The 20,309-nt window shown below is 44.1% G+C and carries 14 protein-coding genes; 2 read left to right on the top strand and 12 right to left on the bottom strand.

What is annotated here, in order from left to right; genetic code table 11:
- The 4 genes from EBI00_RS06340 to EBI00_RS06325 all read right to left on the bottom strand — a co-directional run bounded on the left by EBI00_RS06340 (nt 1) and on the right by EBI00_RS06325 (nt 4,802).
- On the bottom strand, nt 1-1,566 hold the full coding sequence (locus EBI00_RS06340; protein ID WP_123095088.1) for a cryptochrome/photolyase family protein: 1,566 nt from the start codon (nt 1,564-1,566) through the stop codon (nt 1-3).
- A 160-nt stretch (nt 1,567-1,726) separates the two neighbouring features.
- Nucleotides 1,727-3,043 carry a DASH family cryptochrome gene (locus EBI00_RS06335; protein WP_123095087.1) on the bottom strand — a complete coding sequence of 439 codons (1,317 nt, stop codon included), beginning with the start codon at nt 3,041-3,043 and terminating at the stop codon, nt 1,727-1,729.
- Between the two features lie 128 nt (nt 3,044-3,171).
- Nucleotides 3,172-3,330 (bottom strand): DUF2256 domain-containing protein, encoded by a 159-nt coding sequence (locus EBI00_RS06330; RefSeq protein ID WP_123095086.1) that lies wholly within the window; start codon nt 3,328-3,330, stop codon nt 3,172-3,174.
- A gap of 2 nt (nt 3,331-3,332) precedes the next feature.
- Complete coding sequence (locus tag EBI00_RS06325; RefSeq protein WP_123095085.1) at nt 3,333-4,802, bottom strand: cryptochrome/deoxyribodipyrimidine photo-lyase family protein; 1,470 nt, start codon at nt 4,800-4,802, stop codon at nt 3,333-3,335.
- A gap of 278 nt (nt 4,803-5,080) precedes the next feature.
- Between EBI00_RS06325 and EBI00_RS06320 the strand changes: the two genes are divergently transcribed.
- Nucleotides 5,081-6,718 (top strand): methyl-accepting chemotaxis protein, encoded by a 1,638-nt coding sequence (locus EBI00_RS06320; RefSeq protein ID WP_123095084.1) that lies wholly within the window; start codon nt 5,081-5,083, stop codon nt 6,716-6,718.
- 96 nt (nt 6,719-6,814) lie between these two features.
- Here EBI00_RS06320 and EBI00_RS06315 read toward each other — a convergent pair whose 3' ends face one another.
- The 4 genes from EBI00_RS06315 to EBI00_RS06295 form a co-directional block, all read right to left on the bottom strand.
- Nucleotides 6,815-7,093 carry a DUF3817 domain-containing protein gene (locus tag EBI00_RS06315; RefSeq protein ID WP_123095083.1) on the bottom strand — a complete coding sequence of 93 codons (279 nt, stop codon included), beginning with the start codon at nt 7,091-7,093 and terminating at the stop codon, nt 6,815-6,817.
- A 286-nt stretch (nt 7,094-7,379) separates the two neighbouring features.
- Nucleotides 7,380-7,517, bottom strand: a complete 138-nt coding sequence (locus EBI00_RS16045; protein WP_174714897.1) for a type II toxin-antitoxin system Phd/YefM family antitoxin — start codon at nt 7,515-7,517, stop codon at nt 7,380-7,382.
- Nucleotides 7,518-7,643: 126 nt separating this feature from the next.
- Nucleotides 7,644-7,925 carry a helix-turn-helix domain-containing protein gene (locus EBI00_RS06300; RefSeq protein WP_123095082.1) on the bottom strand — a complete coding sequence of 94 codons (282 nt, stop codon included), beginning with the start codon at nt 7,923-7,925 and terminating at the stop codon, nt 7,644-7,646.
- Nucleotides 7,918-8,274 (bottom strand): type II toxin-antitoxin system RelE/ParE family toxin, encoded by a 357-nt coding sequence (locus EBI00_RS06295; protein WP_123095081.1) that lies wholly within the window; start codon nt 8,272-8,274, stop codon nt 7,918-7,920. The genes EBI00_RS06300 and EBI00_RS06295 overlap by 8 nt, the downstream gene beginning before the upstream one ends.
- A 167-nt stretch (nt 8,275-8,441) precedes the next feature.
- Here EBI00_RS06295 and EBI00_RS06290 point away from each other — a divergent pair, with 167 nt between their 5' ends.
- Nucleotides 8,442-12,755 (top strand): NACHT domain-containing protein, encoded by a 4,314-nt coding sequence (locus tag EBI00_RS06290; protein ID WP_148039073.1) that lies wholly within the window; start codon nt 8,442-8,444, stop codon nt 12,753-12,755.
- Between the two features lie 258 nt (nt 12,756-13,013).
- On the opposite strand, the gene ahpF is transcribed toward EBI00_RS06290, so the two are convergent.
- From ahpF to EBI00_RS06270, 4 genes are all read right to left on the bottom strand, one after another.
- Entirely contained in the window at nt 13,014-14,561 is a 1,548-nt protein-coding gene (gene ahpF, locus EBI00_RS06285; RefSeq protein ID WP_123095079.1) for an alkyl hydroperoxide reductase subunit F, read from the bottom strand.
- Between the two features lie 92 nt (nt 14,562-14,653).
- The gene (ahpC, locus tag EBI00_RS06280) at nt 14,654-15,211 is read right to left on the bottom strand and encodes an alkyl hydroperoxide reductase subunit C (protein WP_011978188.1); all 558 of its coding nucleotides are present in this window, start codon (nt 15,209-15,211) and stop codon (nt 14,654-14,656) included.
- Between the two features lie 105 nt (nt 15,212-15,316).
- Complete coding sequence (locus EBI00_RS06275) at nt 15,317-16,399, bottom strand: HD-GYP domain-containing protein (protein ID WP_206612553.1); 1,083 nt, start codon at nt 16,397-16,399, stop codon at nt 15,317-15,319.
- A 12-nt stretch (nt 16,400-16,411) separates the two neighbouring features.
- The gene (locus EBI00_RS06270; protein WP_123095078.1) at nt 16,412-20,275 is read right to left on the bottom strand and encodes a response regulator; all 3,864 of its coding nucleotides are present in this window, start codon (nt 20,273-20,275) and stop codon (nt 16,412-16,414) included.
- Nucleotides 20,276-20,309: the final 34 nt, after the last annotated feature.

The raw sequence follows: 20,309 nt of genomic DNA, 5'->3' as shown, positions 1-20,309 counted from the left end.
TTACAGCTGTTCAATATTGTCGACGCACCATTCTGCTCTTTGTAGGACGGCATGCTTTTGCGCATCGCTTTGTTTGTCCCAGTTGCCGTAAATCATGCCAATACGGGGATTTTTCGCAAGGCGTTCTCGATGTTTGACCATGAAGCGCCAATAGAGGCTGTTGAGTGGACAGGCTTGCTCGCCGACTTTATCTTTCACCTTGTAATGGCACGAAGTGCAATAGTCGCTCATTTTCTGAATGTAGCTGCCGCTTGCGGCGTAAGGTTTGGAGGCGATCCAGCCGCCATCGGCAAACTGGCTCATTCCACGGGTATTTGGTAGCTCGACCCATTCTAGGGCATCCACATAAATGCCGAGATACCACTCATCCACTTGGCTAGGTTCTATGTCCGTTAGTAAGCAAAAATTGCCCGTTACCATGAGTCGCTGGATGTGATGCGCGTAAGCGTAGTCGAGGGATTGCCCAATGGCATCGGCAAGACAATGCATCTTGGTGTCGCCATGCCAGAAATAGCTGGGTAAATCGCGATGGGCGTCTAGCGCATTCTGCTCTTGGTAATCGGGCATATTGATCCAATACATGCCGCGAACGTATTCGCGCCAGCCGAGGATTTGTCGAACAAACCCTTCGATCTGGGCAATGTCGATAGCGTCGTTTTCTTGATAACGGGCTATGGCAGAATCAATCACTTGCATTGGGCTGATCAGTTTAGCATTCAGTGCAAACGACAAACGCGAATGATACAGGCTCCAACTGTGCGGCGTTTTGCTGGTCATGGCATCTTGAAAACGGCCGAAGTTTGGCAGTAAATGCTCACAGAAGTAGGCGAGTAAATCCAGTGCATCTTGTTGGCTGGTGGGCCAAAGCAAAATATTATCGGCCTTGCCAATGGTAGTAATATTGTGACGCGCTAGGCGTTCAAGTAGGTATTGAACCTCGTACTGAAAGCACAAAGGCGCTGGGATGTTATTGAGGTCTTGGGCTTTGAGCTTGTTACGATTGTCGCTGTCATAATTCCATTTTCCGCCTTCGGGCTCCTTATCTGTGTTCATTAAGATGTTAAAGCGTTGGCGCATTTTACGGTAGAAGTTCTCCATACGCACACTGTGTTGCGGTTTAAAATACTGGGGAATGTCGTCAAATGGCAGCAGAAAATGCTCGGTTTCAAATAGGGTAACGGTTTGCTCAGCGTGTTCAAAAAGATGCTTGTATTGCATTAGAACGCGATGTTCATCTGGGCGTTGTAAGTCAATTGTCTGAATATTCTCTCGAACAGCGATAGCAAGAATCAGCGATTCAAGGGAGTGACCTTTGGTGTCGTCTAAAGTGAGGTAACACACCTGATGGCCCGCTGCCTCAAGTTCATTGGCAAAGGTTTCCATGGCCAAAAAAAACGCACAGAGCTTTTGCACATGATGTTTTACGTAGGTGGCTTCAGGGTGCAGCTCGGCGATCACGTACAAGATGCCAGGATCACATTGATCAAACCAAGAATGGGCGGCATTGAGTTGATCGCCAAGAATAAAGCGCAAGGTATGGTAGCGGAGGGTCCCTGTGTGTGTCATTAAGCTTCTCAATTGAAAATGTCTGTTGAGTATTACGTTGTCAAAAAGGCGTTAAATTGATCTTTGGTGAGAATAGCGTAGGCGTTTATCGCACCTTCTGCTTGACGTTGTCGTAGTAGCGTTTACCGAGTACCCTGTAAACGCTACTACCATACGGTGACTAGCTTGGGTAAATCGGCCAGTCAGCCGCATCGACCGAATCCAGTTGCGCATCGAACTCTTGACCTTGCCACTTGTTGATAAACTGTTGCTTAGGATCGTATTGTTCGGTTTGCTTTTGCAAATTAAAGCGACGGCCCCCTCTAGGGTCCGCACCAACCCCCGCGATGTACTGCCAGTTCCCCCAATTTGACCCTACATCGTAGTCCACCAATTGTTGTTCGAAATACGCAGCACCATAGCGCCAGTCGATGCCTAACTCATAAATCAAACAACTGGCGGCAATTTGACGTCCACGATTGCTCATGTAGCCCGTTTGATTAAGCTGTTTCATGCAGGCGTTGACAATCGGATAGGGGGTGTTGCCTTGGCACCATTTACGGAAACGTTCGGCATAAAAACTGCCTTGGTTACGCTGTTTAGACACACCTTCCACTAAAAATAACTGTTTACCGTGACAGCTTGCATACCAGTGAAAATATTCGCGCCACAGCAATTCAAAATAGATCCAATAGGTGGATTCATTGGCACCTTTGTCATTTTCGTAGACGTCTAACATGGTTTTTATTTGTCTTGCTGACAAACTGCCTTGTGCTAGCCAAGGAGAAAACTTGGTCGAATTTTCCCAACCGTCTAATGCATTACGTACGTCTTTATAGGTGCTTGGCAAGTCAGTAGAAAAATAGTCGCTGAGCTGTTGTTGAGCAGCTAATTCTCCACCCGTGAACAACGCGCTATCATCAATGGGCTTGGCCTTCCACGCTGTTATCATCTCAAATTTCACATCGGGAGCCGGTGGTAGTTCCAATACTCTGGGCAAAGGTGAAGCAATATCAATGGACTCAACTAGACGTCGAAATTTTGAAAACGAATGGGGTAAATCGTTGACATGGAAAGGCAGCTGCCATCGTTCAAAAAGGCTTAACCCATAATCCATGGTGATTTTCACATCGGGAAAGAGCGTTGCAATGCGTTTGAGTGCCTGCCGTTCATCCCAACCACCGTGATGATTGCGATAAATATGAGAAACAGGCCATTCATTTAACAACAGACTTAGGCTATTAAAAGCATCCAGTTGGCTGACATACAAAACTTGACCTAAATCCTGTAGCTGTTGTGCCACATCGTCCAAACCTTGGTTTAAAAAGCCACGACGTTGAGGCGACATGCCTTGTGTAGCATAGCGGCTTGGGCGTTTATGATGGGGCTCGTCACAATAGACACAGATTAACTGATCCACGTCTTGTGCCGCCCGCCATAGCATCTTTTGATCGGCACAACGTAAATCATTACCAAACCAAATTAAACCTAACTTCATTGCCTGCCCCTGTCATGTGACTGTTTTGTTATTTCAACCTTAACTTGTACGGCGCAAAAAACCGTTTAGATTGCTCTCCTTTGAAAAACTCTGGTGTTTAAAAAAGCCATATTACTTTTCTAAAGCGATCATGGGGGAGTGGAAATACTATGTTTGCTCTGACGCTTACAACGTTCAGAGCAATATTTCACTTGTGGCCAGTCGCGTTCCCATTTTTTACGCCAAGTGAAAGGGCGCTGGCAGGCTAAGCAGATTTTTTCTGGCAGGTGCGGTTTTTTATGGGCCATGGTTATCTCTTTGAGGTCATGCCGTGACGTGCCAAGACGGCTTTAGAGGCGTGGCGAACATCGCTGCGTTTGCGAAAGTTCCATAATCGATCGCGCGCTTCTTTGGCGGCTTTTTCGAGATCAATAAGGGGTTTTGGGTAATCTTTTCCGAGCGTAAAGTCGTTAAAAATCTCTTCCATAGGGGGTTGTAGCCAAGGCTGATGGAGATATTCATCGGGCAAGTTTTTGAGTTCAGGACACCAGCGGCGTATAAAAATACCGTCTGCGTCTTTTTCCGTAGATTGTTTAATGGGGTTGTATAAACGAATGGTATTAATGCCCGTGACCGAGGCTTGCATTTGAATTTGTGGGTAATGAATACCAGGCTCAAAATCAAGAAAATACTGTGCCAGCGGCAAACTGACCTGCTGCCAATGGATGTTCATGTGATGCGTCATAAAGCTGACCAGCATGGCGCGCATACGAAAATTGATGTAGCCGGTGTGCTTAAGGCAGCGCATACAGGCATCAATAATGGGAATCCCCGTTTGGCCCTCTTTAAATCGTTCAATGTCCGCCGGCACTTGATCATCGTTTCGGTAAGCAAACTGGGTGTAAGCCATGTTTTGTGGCAAGTACTCCATCTGACAGTCCCGCTCAAATTTTTGCATAAAATGGCAGTGCCAATGAACGCGTGACAAAAAAGCGCGTAAAGGTTTTTTCCAGCCATAGGGGGCATTGCCATAAAAGGCGGCCGTATTTTGATAAACCTGTCGAATGCTCACGTTACCCCAGGCAAGGTGTGCCGAAAGGCGTGAACAATGTTCTTGGCTTTGACTTGGACTGGAAATGCCTTTTTGATAACCCTTGCCTCGTGTCGCAAAAAAACTCTTGGTGACGTCTCTGGCGGCTTTTGGGCCGCCTTGTTGAAATGCCGGCACACGGATGAAGTAGGCTGGATCGAGCTCGGGAGGCTGATAGTCAGGGTATGTGACCGCTTGGTAACGGGACCAGTTAGGCGTTGCCAAAGGGGCTTCCATGGTGCGATACCAATGTGTTTGCCAATCAACCATACTGGATTTTCCTCGCACCACCGCACCGGTGGGGGATTCATGCCAAGCAATATGGTGTTCGGCCAACCAAGCCTTGACCTGAAGGTCGCGTTCAAAGGTGTTCTTTAACCCTATTTCTTCGTGGCTATAAACGGCTTGGATGTCAAATTGATCATGAAGCTGCTCGAGTAAGGCCAACATTTCCTGGCGAAAAACCCGTACCTCGCCGTTAAAGCGTGCCAGCTGCTGGTTTAAATCCTCTATGGATTGCCACACAAAGCGCCAATGTCTCAAGGTATAGTGCGCATCATTCAGCAACACGGGTTCAAAGTTATAAATCAGCAGTGTGGGATAAGGTGCGTCAAACGCTGCGGTTAAAGGCGCGTGATCAGACAACCTTAAATCACGCTTAAACCAAACCACGGTGATTTTGTCACGCATGAAAATACTCACCTGAGATGAAACAGATTAAATAGAGACACGACACAATCGTGCTTAGTCACAAGAGGTCATTTTGAACATAAAGTGCCCAAAGTGATGTAGGCTAATTGTTTTTTACGCGAGGTTAACAACATTGGATTACTTTTTTTTAAGGCGTGGGGGTATTTGTGGATCTTTACATTACACGGCTGGTTTTTATTAGGGTTGCAGTCTATGCTGCTCGCCTTTGGTTGATGTTTAGTCAATCGTGACTCTTTATTTACAAGGTGATGGGTACTATGTTTAGCAAACTTAAGATTTCACAGCGTTTGGGGCTTGGATTCGGGGTAATCTTCGCTCTACTGCTTCTGATTTCATTAGTTGGAATGCAGCGAGTTAATGTCATTGATAACACACTGACCAGTGTGCGCGATGGCGCTACATTAAAACAACGTAATGCCATTAACTTTCGTGGCAGCGTGCATGACCGTGCCATTGCGGTGCGTGATGCGGTATTAGCGTCCGATACAGCACGTTTAAATCAAGAATTGGCCTTGATAAAGCAGCTGGATTCTTTTTATCAGCAATCGGCTAAATCAATGAATCAATTGATGGCATTGCCTGAAACAACGGCGGTAGAAAAGAGGTTGCTAAAAGCCATCCAAGAGATTGAAGTGACAACACAGAAGTCGACGCAAGCTCTGCTAGAACTCATAAGACAAGGCAACACGGCCAGCGCGACCCAGTTGTTAATGCAAGACGTTTCGCCAAGCTATACCGAATGGTTAAAGCGCATTAACGCCTTTATTAACCACCAAGAAGATGTGATCAACGATGACATCGGTCTTGTCATGGGCGTGGCTAGTACCTTTGTTAACTTGATGTTAGTGGTCACACTAATCGCAGCGGTATTCAGTATTGTGGTCGCCATTACCTTGATTCGTAGCATACAGTCGCGCATTGGTGGAGAGCCTGAAGAGGTTGCTGCCTTGGTTCAACGCATTGCCGATGGTGACCTAAACGTTAAAATAGACACAGACTACCCCAACAGCATGATTGGCAGCGTACGCGCCATGGTATCGCGTCTACAGCAAATCATCCTCGACGTGCGCAGCGCCGCCGATGAGCTGGGCGTAGCCTCATCCGAGTTGAACACCACAGCGACTGAAAACAATCGTCGTCTTCGTCAACAATCTTCTGATACCACCCAGATGGCCGCGGCCATTAACGAAATGGCGGCCTCGGTTTCTGAAGTAGCAGGCCATGCTGGTCACGCTGCCGAAGCAACGAAAAAAGTAGACAAAGAAGTTGAGAGCGGTAACGTAAAAGTGAATGCCACGGCAGAAGCCATTATGAATTTGTCGAAGACATTAGAATTGGCATCGCAAACGGTCGAAAAAGTGTCCGATGACAGTGGCAACATTGAAAAAATCACCGACGTTATCAGTGCTATTGCAGAACAAACTAACTTGCTAGCGCTAAATGCCGCCATCGAGGCCGCACGCGCCGGTGAACATGGCCGCGGATTCGCAGTGGTCGCGGACGAAGTTCGCTCACTAGCCACTCGTACACAAGAATCCACCAGTGAAATCAGTAACATGATCGTCCGCTTGCAGGAAGGGTCTAGTAAAGCCGCTGACATCATGAACACCAGCCGTGAGCTAGCGCAAAAAACCGTTGATCAAACACAAGAAGCTCGCTCAGCACTGGCGAGTATCCGCGACGAGGTCATGGCGATCAACGACATGAACACCCAAATTGCGCAAACCTCTTCAGAACAGGAACGCGTGGCGGAAGACATGAATCTTAATATCACTCGAGTTCACGAAGCCACCATGGAAAGCGCCGCTGGATCAGAGCAAGTTGCCCAATCAAGCGAACGCCTAGCGCAACTGTCGAAAAAACTGACCACCAAAGTCAGTTACTTCAAGCTCTAACCCGATTAGACCAACCCAACGAAAAGGCCTTTTATAACAAAGGCCTTTTTATTTTAAATGGGCAAAAACTTTAACCTGACACAGCAAAGAATACGATTACTCGTATTTACTCAAGACCTTCGCTTTAAAAACATAACTACCAAATGGCACCAAAGACGCAACAAACCCCATCAAGGCATGCTTTGACGAAACCCCATAACGAGCCACACTTAACACCAGAAGCATATTAAACAAGATAAACAACCCACCATGAACCGGGCCAACCATGCTCACATACTCAGGCATATCCAATAGGCGTTTTAATGGCACGGCAATGAAAAGCAACAACAAAAGCGATGTGCCTTCTAAGATTGAAATGATACGTAACAGTTTCATACTAGGTCTCTTTTTGAAGTGTTTTGAAAAAATGGAACCAGTGCTAATCCGCCCCCAGAATAGCATGTTCACTTTCAAGAGAGTTATTTACTCTATTTTGCTGAATCTGCCATGAAACGACTCATTTTATAGCTACCGCATTGGTTTCAGCCAAGATACCTTCCTCTTCTAGGAAATCATCAAAGAAAGACCCAATGTGTTTGTTAGTCATTCTCAGCCTCTTTTTTACGCGAGGGGTTAGATGGAAGAAATTCAGTTTGGAGCCTTAACGCGACCTGACATCGCTCTACTCAGTAAGAACACCCCGCTCCCGGCGCAAGCGCAAGAATCGCTCTGGCGTTCTTACTGAGTAGAGCTCGTCGTTTACTTTATCCAGCGTACGGGCAAGATTTGCTTTAAAAGCTGAGTAACTTAGCGTATCCATATTTTACTCCTGCAAGAAAGTGTTCAACCTTTTTCTGTACGCAAAGACTTTAGCCTGTCTTAGTGACTGTGAAGCATCACGGGTAACATTTAGCCATATTTAAAATGAAGAGAGTGACGTAGCTTTCTAAACAAGCTCTAATTTTAGCTTTTTACCTAACGCTTTCGCGGCATTATCCAAGGTATGCAACGTGACAGACGTATTGTTTGGGTCAAGCAGTCTATCCAATCCAGAGCGACTTGTTTTCATCAGCTTCGCCATTTTTGTTTTGGACAAGTGTTCGTGTTTAATTTTTTGCTGAATCTGCCAAGCTACCACTCGTTTTATAGCCACAGCATTAGTTTCAGCTAAGATACCTTCCTCTTCTAGAAAATCATCAAAGGACGAGCCTATGTGTTTGTTAGTCATTTTCAGCCTCACGTTTGCGTTTTTTAGCTAAATCTAATTCGGGCTTAGGTGTCTTTTGGGATTTCTTTATAAAGCCATTGAGTAAAATTAATTCGTTGTTTTTAAAGAAAAATAACACCCTCGCAATACGACCACCTTCTAAGTTAGTGCGTACTTCCCACAGTCCATCTCCCATAGAACGACAGATGGGCATACCGACAGGCCAACCGTATTCTGCTGTTTTTATATCCTGTCCAATGGCGCTTCTATCCTCTTTTGTAAGAGACAATAACCATTCCCTGACAGGCTCACCTCCCGACGCAGTTCGGAAAAAGTGAACAGACACTTTCTTGTGTTTTATACTTTTCATAATTTTATTTGTACCATAAATGGTACGTTTCTGTATAGTTGTTTATAAATTTTGGTTTCATGCTGAGGAAATTCAGCTTGGAGCCTTAACGCGTTAGCGCTATTGTTAAAGCTAGTATCTGTATGAAACCCCTTTGTTTTTTTGTTGGTGAAGCGAACTTATCGTCTATGACTAAAGAAAAGTACATTCCATTAGATCGTCAATTTTCAATTATTTCGGAAGACCAAGAAGATCTAGAAAATAATGAGCTACTCTTTTCTTTAGGTCATTCAGCGCTAAAAACTTGGGTTGATTTAGAAGGTGAGTATCGCTGTGTCATTTTAGCCGAAGCCGGCGCTGGCAAGACGGAAGAATTACTCAATAAAGCCAAAGCCTTATTAGAACAAGGCAGACCGTCCTTTTTTATTCGTATTGAAGATATCGAGCAAGATTTTTATGACGCCTTTGAGGTTGGAACAGAAGATGAATTTAACGCTTGGCTAGAATCGATAGAGGAAGCTTGGTTCTTTTTAGATTCGGTCGATGAAGCAAGGTTAGAAACCCCAAGAGCTTTTGAATTAGCGTTAAAGCGATTCGCTAAAGGTATCAAAAAAGGTGCACATAGAGCGCATCTTTATGTTTCCAGTCGTCCTTACTCTTGGCGACCAGAAGCTGATCGAGAGTTGCTGAATAGACATTTGTTTTTAGCAGCAAAGAAATACGAAGATGACAATACAGAAGATAAGCTAACTCAACCTCAAAATGCTTTGACTGTATACGGAATGAGGCCTTTAGATGAGGAAAGAATTCGCTGTTTCTGTGAAAAAAGATCAGTGAATGACATTGATGAACTCTTAAGGGAAATTGATAGAGCGAGTATTTGGAGCTTGGCTCAACGGCCTCTTGATTTAGATAGTATTTTATCCAAATGGACAAAGGATAAAAAACTTGGTAGCCGTCTAGATCTACTAGAACACAGTATAAATGAGCAGTTAAGCGATGAACATAATATAGATAGAGCACAGCGTCAGCCGTTAAACCTAAATAAAGCTCAAGAGGGAGTACAACGTTTGGCCGCTGCCGTAGTTATGAATGGCCAATCAAGTATCAACATTCCCGATGCCTCGCTCGATAAATTGGGAATAGACGCAAAAGCCGTGCTGTCTGATTGGCGTCCGAATGATGTGAATGCTCTTTTGGAGCGCAGTGTTTTTAGCGATGTCATATATGGAGCGGTTCGATTCAGGCATCGTGATATCAGAGAACTGCTCGCAGCAAAATGGTTTGCTTACCTGATAGCTAATGGCGACAGTCGTTTATCTATAGAGCGTTTATTTATTGGTGAACAATATGGCGAGACAATCATTAGGCCAAGACTTCGATCCATTTTGCCTTGGTTAATATTGTGGGATACCAACATCAGAAACACTGTACTAAGTATTGATCCTGAGGTTGCTATTGAAGGTGGAGATCCATCTAAACTGCCTTTATCAGAAAGAAAAACCATTCTTAAAAATATAGTTCACCGTATTGCACAGGATGAAAACAATAGTACCGGAGGGGATAATAGCGCAATTGCAAGAATTTCGGATGTTGCCCTGACAAAAGATGCCTTGTTACTTATTAATCAACATAGCGAAAATGATGATGCCATTTTCTTTCTTGCTCGATTGGTTTGGCAAGGGAAAATGACGGACTGTGTTGCTCCTTTGCTGGAAATAGCTCTTAACTCTATCCGTGGGATTTATGCTCGACTTAGCTCTGTCCGAGCGGTCATGACCTGTGGCACCAATGAACAAATACACTCTTTATGGCAAGGACTCAACCAAAGCGAGGAAAAAATTCCACGTCGATTGCTATCGGAACTAATCGAAGAGACTGGCCCAACCAGTGAAAATATTCAGAATATTCTTCTCTCGCTTGGCAGGTTGCAATTGTCTCCGAATGAACGCTTTGAAGCAAATGGGTTAAGACGATCACTTCATCAATTTATCAACCGAATGCGAATTATTGGAAACGCTCTTATTTATCAGGAGTTTATTATTGGTTTGCTTGATTATCTTAACACTCCGCCGTATGTCGAGAAAAAAGATTGTAGGGTCTCGCAAGATAATTCATGGCTTCTTGGTATTGCCGTTAATCTTGTAGAGAGATTAGTAGAAATAAGGCATCCGTTTTCACTTGATGATAAAAGCCTATCCGTTCTTATGATGCTACCTCTTTATCATTCTTGGGGTGGAGAGCATTTTGATGATTATGAAAGTAACTTAGCTAAACTGATACCGCATTGGAGTGAGTTGAATGATCAGCTTTATTGGACTTGTATTGAACAGGAAAAAATAAAGCTACTTTCAGATCCTAAAAGCGAACCTTTGACTTCTGATGCTCCCATTTCTTGGCAAGGTCATTTTTGGGCATTTGATACGGTTGAGAGTTTCCAAAGACTGCTTTCATTTGTACGTTCTCGTGAATCAGAAAGTGATCAGTCTATTGCTCTCAGCTCAGCCTTCCGTCTTTATAAGGCGTTAGACAAACCATCAAATATGTTGGAGCAGCTAAGAGCGAGCGTAGAGCATAGTTCTATTTTGACTAATAAATTGAACATGCTGATTAATCCTCCAGTACCAGATTGGGAAAAAAAGCACATAGAAGATCATGAAAAACGCAGGAAAAAACTCGATGTTGTACAAGAGCAGAAAAAAGCGTCTCGTGATGCTTGGATAGCAGATCTAAAAAGTAACCCAGATCGTTTGAGTAACTCTATACACCTATATTTTGGTGAGGTGACGAATGACTTTTGCTGGATACTAGATGAGATTAATGATGAAAATTCAGTAAACCGAAGTAGTGGTTCAGGCTGGGTGAAATTGATCCCTGATTTTGGCTACGAAGTCGCTATTTCTTATCGTGATGCACTGATGAAACTTTGGAGAGTTTACACACCGTCATTACAATCAGAAAGTGGAATGAGAAATAACTCATACTCATACTCGCTTCTTCTTTCTCTGGCTGGTTTGGAAATTGAAGTTGCAGAACATTCGGAATTTCCGCATCACTTAAATGAATCAGAGATACATCATGTGTTGCGCTATACCACATGGGAGATTAATGGTTTTCCTAGTTGGTTTGAGAGCATGTACCGAGCATTTCCTTCGTTAGTTGCTGAAGCTGTTATCAAAGAGCTTATTTGGGAGCTAGAAAACGCAGATTTAGATTTGCATTACCGTATATTGGGCTCACTTGTTTTTGGTGCTCCTTGGTTGCATGAGGATATTGCGGTTAGCCTTTTAGAATGGGTTGAAGCTCATCCAAATAAACTGAATGCGAATAATCGAGGAGATTGTATACATCTTCTAATTTCTGGGAAGAGTGACCCTAATCGTTTGGTAAGTATTGCAAAACAAGAAATAGATAAAAGTAACGATTTAGATAGTGTTGCTTGCTGGTTTGCTCTTTTGGTTGATTGTGATCCGGTGAATGGCATTCCTCAGCTTGAACAATGGTTAGCAGGGTTTAAAAGCGAGTTAGTTAACCGAGCTGCACAAGTTTTTGTTACCGTTCTTGTTGGTGAAAGCCATAGATCATTTAGTGTTCCTAACGTAGATTACTTCAAGACACCAGAGCATCTGAAAAAGCTCTATGTCCTCATGCATAAATATATTCCGTCCAAAGAGGATATAAGCCGTGCCGACGGTGGAGTGTATTCTCCAGAGTTGAGAGATGATGCACAAAGTGCTCGGAGCGCACTGTTTTCCCTTCTATGTAATATGACTGGTTTTGCTAGTTATGCAGCTATCAAACAACTGATTGAAGAACACCCCGAGCCTGAGTATCGAAAATGGATGGCTCAACAAGCATATAAAAGAGCAATGGTGGATGGTGATTTAGAACTGTGGACGGTAGATCAGTTTGGCCAATTTGATAAAAATCAGACAATAACACCTGCAACACACCGCCAACTTTTTGATCATACGGTTAATAGGCTAATTGATTTGAAACATTGGTTAGAGCGAGGCAATGACAGCCCGTGGCGAACTTGGAAAAAAGCGGATGGCGAAACAGAAATGCGAACTTTGATCGCTGGCTGGCTCAATCAAAACAGTCATGGTCAATACACAACGGCCCAAGAGCCTGAACTGGCAAACGGTCAACGCATGGATATTTGGCTTCATAATACAAGCGTACAGTCTCCGGTTCCAGTTGAGCTAAAGCTACTAGATAAATCATGGAGTGGTCCTAAACTATGCGAACGCTTACGAAACCAGCTTGCGGGCGATTACCTTCGAGAGGAAAGTGCAGGGTGTGGAGTGTTTTTGTTAGTATCTCAAAATACAGAACCGACAAAGCGATGGGATATAAATGGTAAACGAGTTAATTTGAGCGAGCTTGCAGGAGCACTTAAAAACTATTGGCAAGGACTCTCTCACAATTATTCAGGTGTTGAGGATTTAGAAATAATCGTCATTGATTTGTTAGAAAGAAAGCGAGTGAGCAATTCATGAATTGGCTTACTGTAAAAAATTGAGTAGAAACAAACCACACACCGAGCTGTTTTATGCGCGTGCGCGTGGAGCGAGGCGGGTGGTTTGTTTCTGACTTGCCAGCAGAATTTTGAGTAAAAAAAACCGCCATCTCGCTAAGCCAGAGTGCGGTTTATGTGATTTTAGTTATCTGTTTAGTAACGAACCAACCAACGCGCTGAAACAACTTTTCGCGCTTGCGCGTGGAGCAAGGGGCGTTGGTCGGTTCGAGTGTCGCTGTCAGTGACGAATCAAGTAATCAAACGCGCCAAGTGCCGCTGTTGCTCCTGCGCCCATGGAGATGATGATCTGCTTAAAGGGGATGTTGGTCACATCACCCGCTGCGTAAACACCTTCGACAGAGGTACGGCCATGGGAGTCAATGATAATTTCACCACGGTTGGTTAACTCTAGAGTGTCCTTTAGGAACTCGCTGTTAGGCACTAGGCCGATTTGTACGAAGATCCCTGCAACGTCAACAGTGTGTGTTTCGTCGGTAGTGCGATCAGTATATTTCAACCCCGTAACTTTCTGACCATCGCCCAGGACTTCAGTAGTCATGGCGTTCTTAATGATGGTCACGTTTGATAAGGAGTTGGCTTTTTTTACCAAAACATCGTCAGCCCGTAGCGTATCTGCGAATTCAAAAACCGTAACGTGCTCTACGATACCAGCAAGGTCGATGGCGGCTTCAATACCTGAGTTACCTCCGCCAATAACCGCGGTTTTCTTGCCTTTAAAGATCGGGCCGTCACAGTGTGGGCAGTAAGCCACGCCTTTGTTACGGTATGTTTGTTCCCCTGGTACGTTCATTTCTCTCCAGCGTGCGCCGGTCGCCAATACAATGGATTTACTTTTCAGTATCGCGCCGTTTTCCAATTCGATTTCGATAAATTCTTTTTTTTCTAAACGGACAGCTTTTTGCATTTTCATTACGTCGACGTCGTAATCTAAAACGTGTTGCTCAAGACCAGCGACCAATTTTGGCCCGTCTGTGGCTTTCATGGAGATGAAGTTTTCAATCGCCATGGTGTCGGCAACTTGGCCGCCAAAACGTTCTGCGACTACACCTGTGCGGATGCCTTTACGTGCAGAATAGACAGCGGCGGCTGCGCCAGCTGGACCACCACCAACGACTAGCATGTCGTAAGGGGCTTTTTCAGACAGGCTTGCGACTTGCTTGTCGGCAGCACCGGTATCAACCTTGTTGAGAATTTCGTCTAGCGTCATACGGCCTTGACCAAATAACTCGCCGTTTAAGTAAATAGACGGTACTGCCATGATTTCACGCTGTTCTACTTCGTCTTGGAATAAGGCGCCATCGATCATGGTGGCGGTAATTTTAGGGTTCAATACGGCCATTAAGTTGACCGCTTGCACAACGTCTGGACAGTTGTGACAAGAGAGGGAAATGTACACCTCAAAATTCAATTCAGCGTCTAGAGACTTAATTTGCGCTTGTGTCTCTTGCGCTGCTTTGGACGGATGGCCGCCTGCTTGTAGTAGTGCTAGCACAAGAGAGGTAAATTCGTGGCCCATTGGGATGCCTGCAAAACGCACACGTGCTGCTTCGCCTTTTGGCGCGATGGCCATTTGCGGTGCACGACCTGATGCGTTTTCGTCAACCGTTAGGGTGATTTTGTCGCTTTTGAGCTCGGTGATTTCACGAGCCAATTCGAGTAATTCTTGTGATTTTGCGGAACCGTTTTTGGACACAGTAATTTCAATCGGATTAACGATATTCTGCAGGTATGTGCCCAACTGCTGTTTTAAGTTTGCTTCTAACATGATGATGAAACCTGTGTTTGATTGAGTGATTTACTGTGCTGGGAGTAAAAGGGGTCTGATGTGACCCCTTTTGGGTTCTTTATTCAGTCAGCTTAGATTTTGCCAACTAGGTCTAGAGAAGGTGTCAATGTTGCTTCGCCTTCTTTCCATTTCGCTGGGCAAACTTCACCTGGGTGAGCGGCAACGTATTGCGCTGCTTTTACTTTGCGAAGTAGATCTTGAGCGTCACGGCCAATACCTTCAGCCGTGATTTCCATTGCTTGGATTGTACCTTGTGGGTCGATCAAGAATGTCGCACGGTCAGCAAGACCTTGGCCTTCGCGCATTACGCCGAAGTTGTTGGTGATGTTGCCTGTTTGATCGCCAACCATGTAGTACTGGATTTTGCCGATTGTTTCAGAGCTTGCGTGCCATGCTTTGTGAGTGAAGTGAGTGTCTGTAGAAACAGAGAATACTTCAACACCGCGAGACTGAAGCTCAGCGTAGTTGTCTGCCACATCGCCTAGCTCCGTTGGACAAACGAACGTGAAGTCAGCTGGGTAGAAGAAGAATACAGCCCATTTACCTAATACATCTTTTTCAGAAATTTCTACGAATTCGCCGTTTTTGAAAGCTGTTGCATTGAATGGTTTGATTTGTGTGTTGATCATTGTGTTTCTCCTAAAGTGTTTAAGTTCGTTACCAACGAGACTCATATTAAGGAAAAACATAAAATAGATAAAATTGTTAATAACTAAAGTTTTGATTGTTAAAAACTATTTAATAATTCTGTCTTCCTCCTTATCTGGGTATTGTTGTCGGATGGATAGTATTTGAGCGTTAAGATTCTCAAGTAAAGGAACCAAGTTTGGGTCAAAATGAGTACCTGAACTGTTTTGAATATAGGCAAGAGATTCTTCTAAGCGCCATGCTTCCTTGTAAGGACGCTTCGACATGAGCGCATCGAGCACGTCGGCAATGGCGACGATACGACCTTCTAATGGTATTTCCTCTCCTTTTAAGCCATTCGGGTAGCCACTACCATCCCATTTTTCATGATGAGTCAGTGCGATGGTTTTGGCCATTTGCAGCATTGGATCGCTGTCTTCAGCAAATATTTCGCCACCATAAACCGTATGAAGTTTCATCTTTTCCCATTCTTCTGGGTTGAGCTTGCCCGGTTTTAAAAGAATGGCGTCAGAGATACCGATTTTGCCTACATCGTGCATTGGGGCTGCTTGGAAAATCTGATTAACCCACTCTTCATTGCCGCCGTATTCCTGGGCAATCATGCGTGCATAGTGACTCATACGAATCACATGGGCGCCTGTTTCATTATCTTTGAACTCTACCGCACGGCCGAGATGATGAATAATGCGGAGCTGACTAGCTTGCAGTGCTTTGGTGCGTTCGTCTACTTTTTTTTGCAACTGTCTATTTTGATCATACAAAGCGAGGTGGGTACGCACTCTGGCACGAACGATAGGTGGGCTGATGGGTTTGATAATGTAGTCTACGGCGCCTAAGGAAAGCCCTCTCTCTTCGTCTTTGATGTCGTGTTTGGCGGTCACGAAAATGATCGGAATATTGGCGGTGACGGGATTATTTTTTAGTCGTATACAGACATCATATCCGTCCATTTCAGGCATCATAACGTCTAGCAATATTAGATCTGGACGAGGTGATAAAGCAGCTATAGATAAGGCCTTTACTCCGCTCAAAGCCACTTTTATGACGCATTCGTCAGCGAGAGAAGCGACCAAAACGTCGATGTTGGCAGGAGTGTCATCCACAATTAAAATAGTCGCTTTATCTTCTGCATGGCTCGGTGTCGCTTGTTCAAACGTCATTGTTGTCATGTTACCTACTCATTAGTGTCTGCTAAGTTTTGAAGCATCTTCTAAACTCTGAAGCAGTACAGTGAAGTAATTTTCTGCCAATTCAAAATCGTAAAGTTTCAGAGCAGCAATGATTTTCTCTATGCTTCTATAAGTGTTTTCGTCTGTTGAATTGTTCAGTAGTATTTGTGCAAGGGGAAGTGCTTCTACAACATTTTCCGTAATATAAGTATTTAATCTATCAAGACTTTTTCTGAATTCTTGTGGCGCCATGGACGACTGTGTCGGAACGTCATTCGCTGGTGTCGCTTCATGGTTTGAATGCCATAACCGCAGATCATTTAATACATTAATTAAGTCGTGTTCCACAGATAACAGTATAGGCGATATATTTATTTCTTCTGACAAAGCGCGTTCAAGATGGCTGGCAGATGCTGATAATTCCATCATACCCAATGTCGCCGACACTCCTTTGAGAGTATGGGCGTAGCGACGAGCAGACTCTAGGTTTTTCATTTTCATGGCGTCTTTACACTCATCGATAAAAGTTACCTGTGTTTTTAAAAAGCGGCGTAAAAGACGAATGTAGAGAGGAGTCGTCAGCGTTCTTGCCAAGCCTAACTCCGTATCTATATGCATGCTATCAGGAAGCAGTTCGGAGTTTGTGTCATGGTATGAAGCGGGTGTGTATCCCGTATGTTTGATATTGAATTTAAGCCAAGTACGCAAGGTATTAAACATGGTTTCAAAATGGATAGGTTTGGCGATGTGATCATTCATCCCAGAGGCTTTTGCATATTGAATGTCATCTGCCATCACGTTGGCGGTCATAGCGATAATGGGTATATCTTTGTACTCTTGCATTGTGCGAATTTTTTGGGTTGCTGTGTAACCGTCCATGATCGGCATTTGGCAGTCCATTAAAATACAATCGAAGCGTTCGGATCCTAGTAAGTCGATGGCTTCTTGTCCGTTTGTCGCAGAGGTGAACTGGATACCGCTGCGAGAGAGTAATTCCTCGGCTAACTCGCGGTTGATTTCGTTGTCTTCGACCAACAATATATTGGCTCCGGCAAGTTCATAAGAAAATATGATGTGATTACTATCGCTCTTATGATCAATGAGCGAAATGGCGTCGGGGCCGCATAACTGAATGATTTGATCGAATAGGCTAGATGTCGTGACGGGCTTAGTTAAAAACGCCGAGATAGGCAATCCTTCACCCGCTTTGCGAGCATCGTCTTGTCCATGGGCCGTGACCATTATGATAGTGATAGGAGCATCACCTTTGGTCTCTGCAAGAATGGCCCTACAGGTGTCCATACCGTCAAGTTCAGGCATTTTCCAATCAATCAACATCATCGGATAAGGCTGCGATGTTGCCTTAAGTGATGCTATAAACTGAACGGCTTTGTGGCCATTGCTAAAGGTATGGCAGACAAGACCAAGCGCTTCTACGCTGGCTTTTAATACTTCTCTAGCGGTGTCATTGTCGTCAACAATGACGATTTGGTTGAAATTAGTATAGCTGCTGAGCGCATATTGGGATTCGTCATTTTCTGAGTGTTGGAACCTCACGGTAAAGTGAAAAGTACTGCCCTTATTTTCTTCGCTCTCGACCCAAATCTCGCCACCCATTAATTGGACCAATCGTTTTGAAATGGCAAGGCCAAGGCCTGTACCGCCAAAGCGACGGGTGGTCGACGTATCGGCTTGGGAGAACGATTTAAAAAGGTTACTTTGCTTGTCTTTATTGATGCCTATTCCGGTATCTTCCACCGAAAAGTGGATCATGTTTTCCTGCTGGTCTTGTTTTGAGCAAGTAGCACGTATGATGATTTCACCCTGTTTCGTGAATTTAACCGCGTTATTTCCGAGGTTAAGTAAGATTTGGCGAAGCCTAGTTGGATCACCAACGACTTGTTGAGGAACTGAGGCGTCAATGTCTATGATGAGCTCGAGGCCTTTTTCTTCTATTTTAAGTTCCAGTACATGGGCTACCTTGTGGATAAGGTTTGTTAGCGTAAATGGCACACTCTCAATGTCCATTTTGCGGGCTTCAATTTTTGAAAAGTCCAAAATATCATTGATAATATTGAGCAGTGAGTCGGCCGAATGACTGATTTTTTCAATATAACCGCGTTGTTTATTACTTAAGGGTGTGTGCAAAGCCAAAGAAGACATGCCGATGATGGAGTTCATAGGGGTGCGGATTTCATGGCTCATATTGGCGAGGAATTCGCTTTTGGCTTGGTTGGCGTTTTCCGCGGTTTCTTTTGCCGTTTGTAGCTCCTTAGTTTGCAAGGCAATATCGTTTTCTAGCTTTTCCTTATACTGTGCAAGAGACTGTTGTGAAATAAATTTTTCTGTCACGTCACGCCAAGATATTATTGTGGCGGGACGATCATTAAAAGAACTCGATAGCATGGTCATATCGGCATGAATAAGCTCGCCATCTGAGCATTTAAACTCCCACTCTGTTCTGGTGTTGCCATTCAAAGCGACTTGTTTAAAGCAGCGATGTAAGCGAGCTGAGGAAAGTGTGCCATCCGTCTGTTTATTGCGCGATATATCGCCCATTTTTTTTCCTAGTAAGGCGCCTTTTTCAGAGTATTTTAGAACTTGGACAGCGGCGTTATTGCATTCCACTATTTTTTCGCTCATTAAAATCCAAACAGGGTCTGGAGTGAATTCGAACATAGAACGAAAACGTTCTTCACTTTCGATAAAGCTAGAGAGCTGTCGAGTGACTCGGCGGGTAATTGCCCAGGCTAATAGTAATAACATTGCAATGGAAATACCGCTGATCCAAAGAACACGGGTTTTGACGCCTGTTAATTGATCCTCGATTTTTTGGTCAAGATTTTTTGAGTTAATTTGAACAAACTCACCAATTTGATCCATTAACCTAGGGAGGGGAGAAAACGTGCTTTCTAATAAATTAATAAGCTCGATTTTTTCCGCTGCGAGAGAGATGTACTCAATACGTTCTTGAAAAAGCCCTTTGCTTCCTAGTTTGATAACTTGTTCTGTTGTATCAAAAATATAGCCTTCGCCAAAAAGCGTCTTGCCAAGCGCGTATCTTTCTTGTTGAAGCCTTTCTGCTGCATCAGGGTGTACTTTGGCGGATTCAGCGATGACGTAATCTAAGCGATCTAGTGATGACTTTATTTGATTGTCTTTGAGGTCTGTGATGACATCTAATGAACTGGAAACAATCATCACATTCAATGCAACTTCTAGGGTGTTGATGTCTTCCATAGCGGTATTTAGTGCGGACTCAAGGCGGGACAATCGCAGTTGCAAATAAGCATTTGCAAGCGCATCTCTTTCCTCATAGGAAGAGGTATTATATTGATAAATAAGAAAGTTTTCTTGTAAACGATTGTTACCTGTCATGCGATAGGTGAGACGTTTTAACTGTTGGAGGTGGTTTATTGCTTTGCCTTTGATATCGAGTTGTACAACATCCTGATGGTGCTGTGTGTAGCGTATGTGCCAGTCGTTTATCTGTTTGGCTGTCGTGACTAGCTGTTGACCTTGTTCTGCTAATTGAGCACTAATCTTTTGCGTTTCCGAGTCGTTAGACTCAGTTTTAATGGTTACCACTGCACTGTTATACAAGTCAATATTGAAGTTGTGGTTGACGTCAGGGGGTGAGTCCTCAAACAATATTTGGCGCAGTTGGTCTCGATAGGTAGGAACGATATTTCTTAGCTCAGCAGAGGCGTTTAGGAGACTTGCTTGTTGGCTTCTTAAATCCTGTCTTTGTGAAGCGAGTGCTTGTAAGGTATTGGTTAATATAACAGCACCGATGAGAGAGGACATTAATGCGACGAATGCCAGTAGCCATACTAAAGGCGAGATGGATAGGTGATGTCGATCTAATGTCATCATAATAATGTACTAAGTCTCTCGTTTTAGTGATGGG

Source organism: Marinomonas hwangdonensis (genome assembly GCF_003721245.1).
In the GTDB taxonomy this organism is placed as follows: Bacteria; Pseudomonadota; Gammaproteobacteria; order Pseudomonadales; family Marinomonadaceae; genus Marinomonas; species Marinomonas hwangdonensis.
The sequence above is the reverse complement of the archived record's forward strand: the minus strand, read 5'-3'. Positions and strand labels throughout refer to the sequence as shown.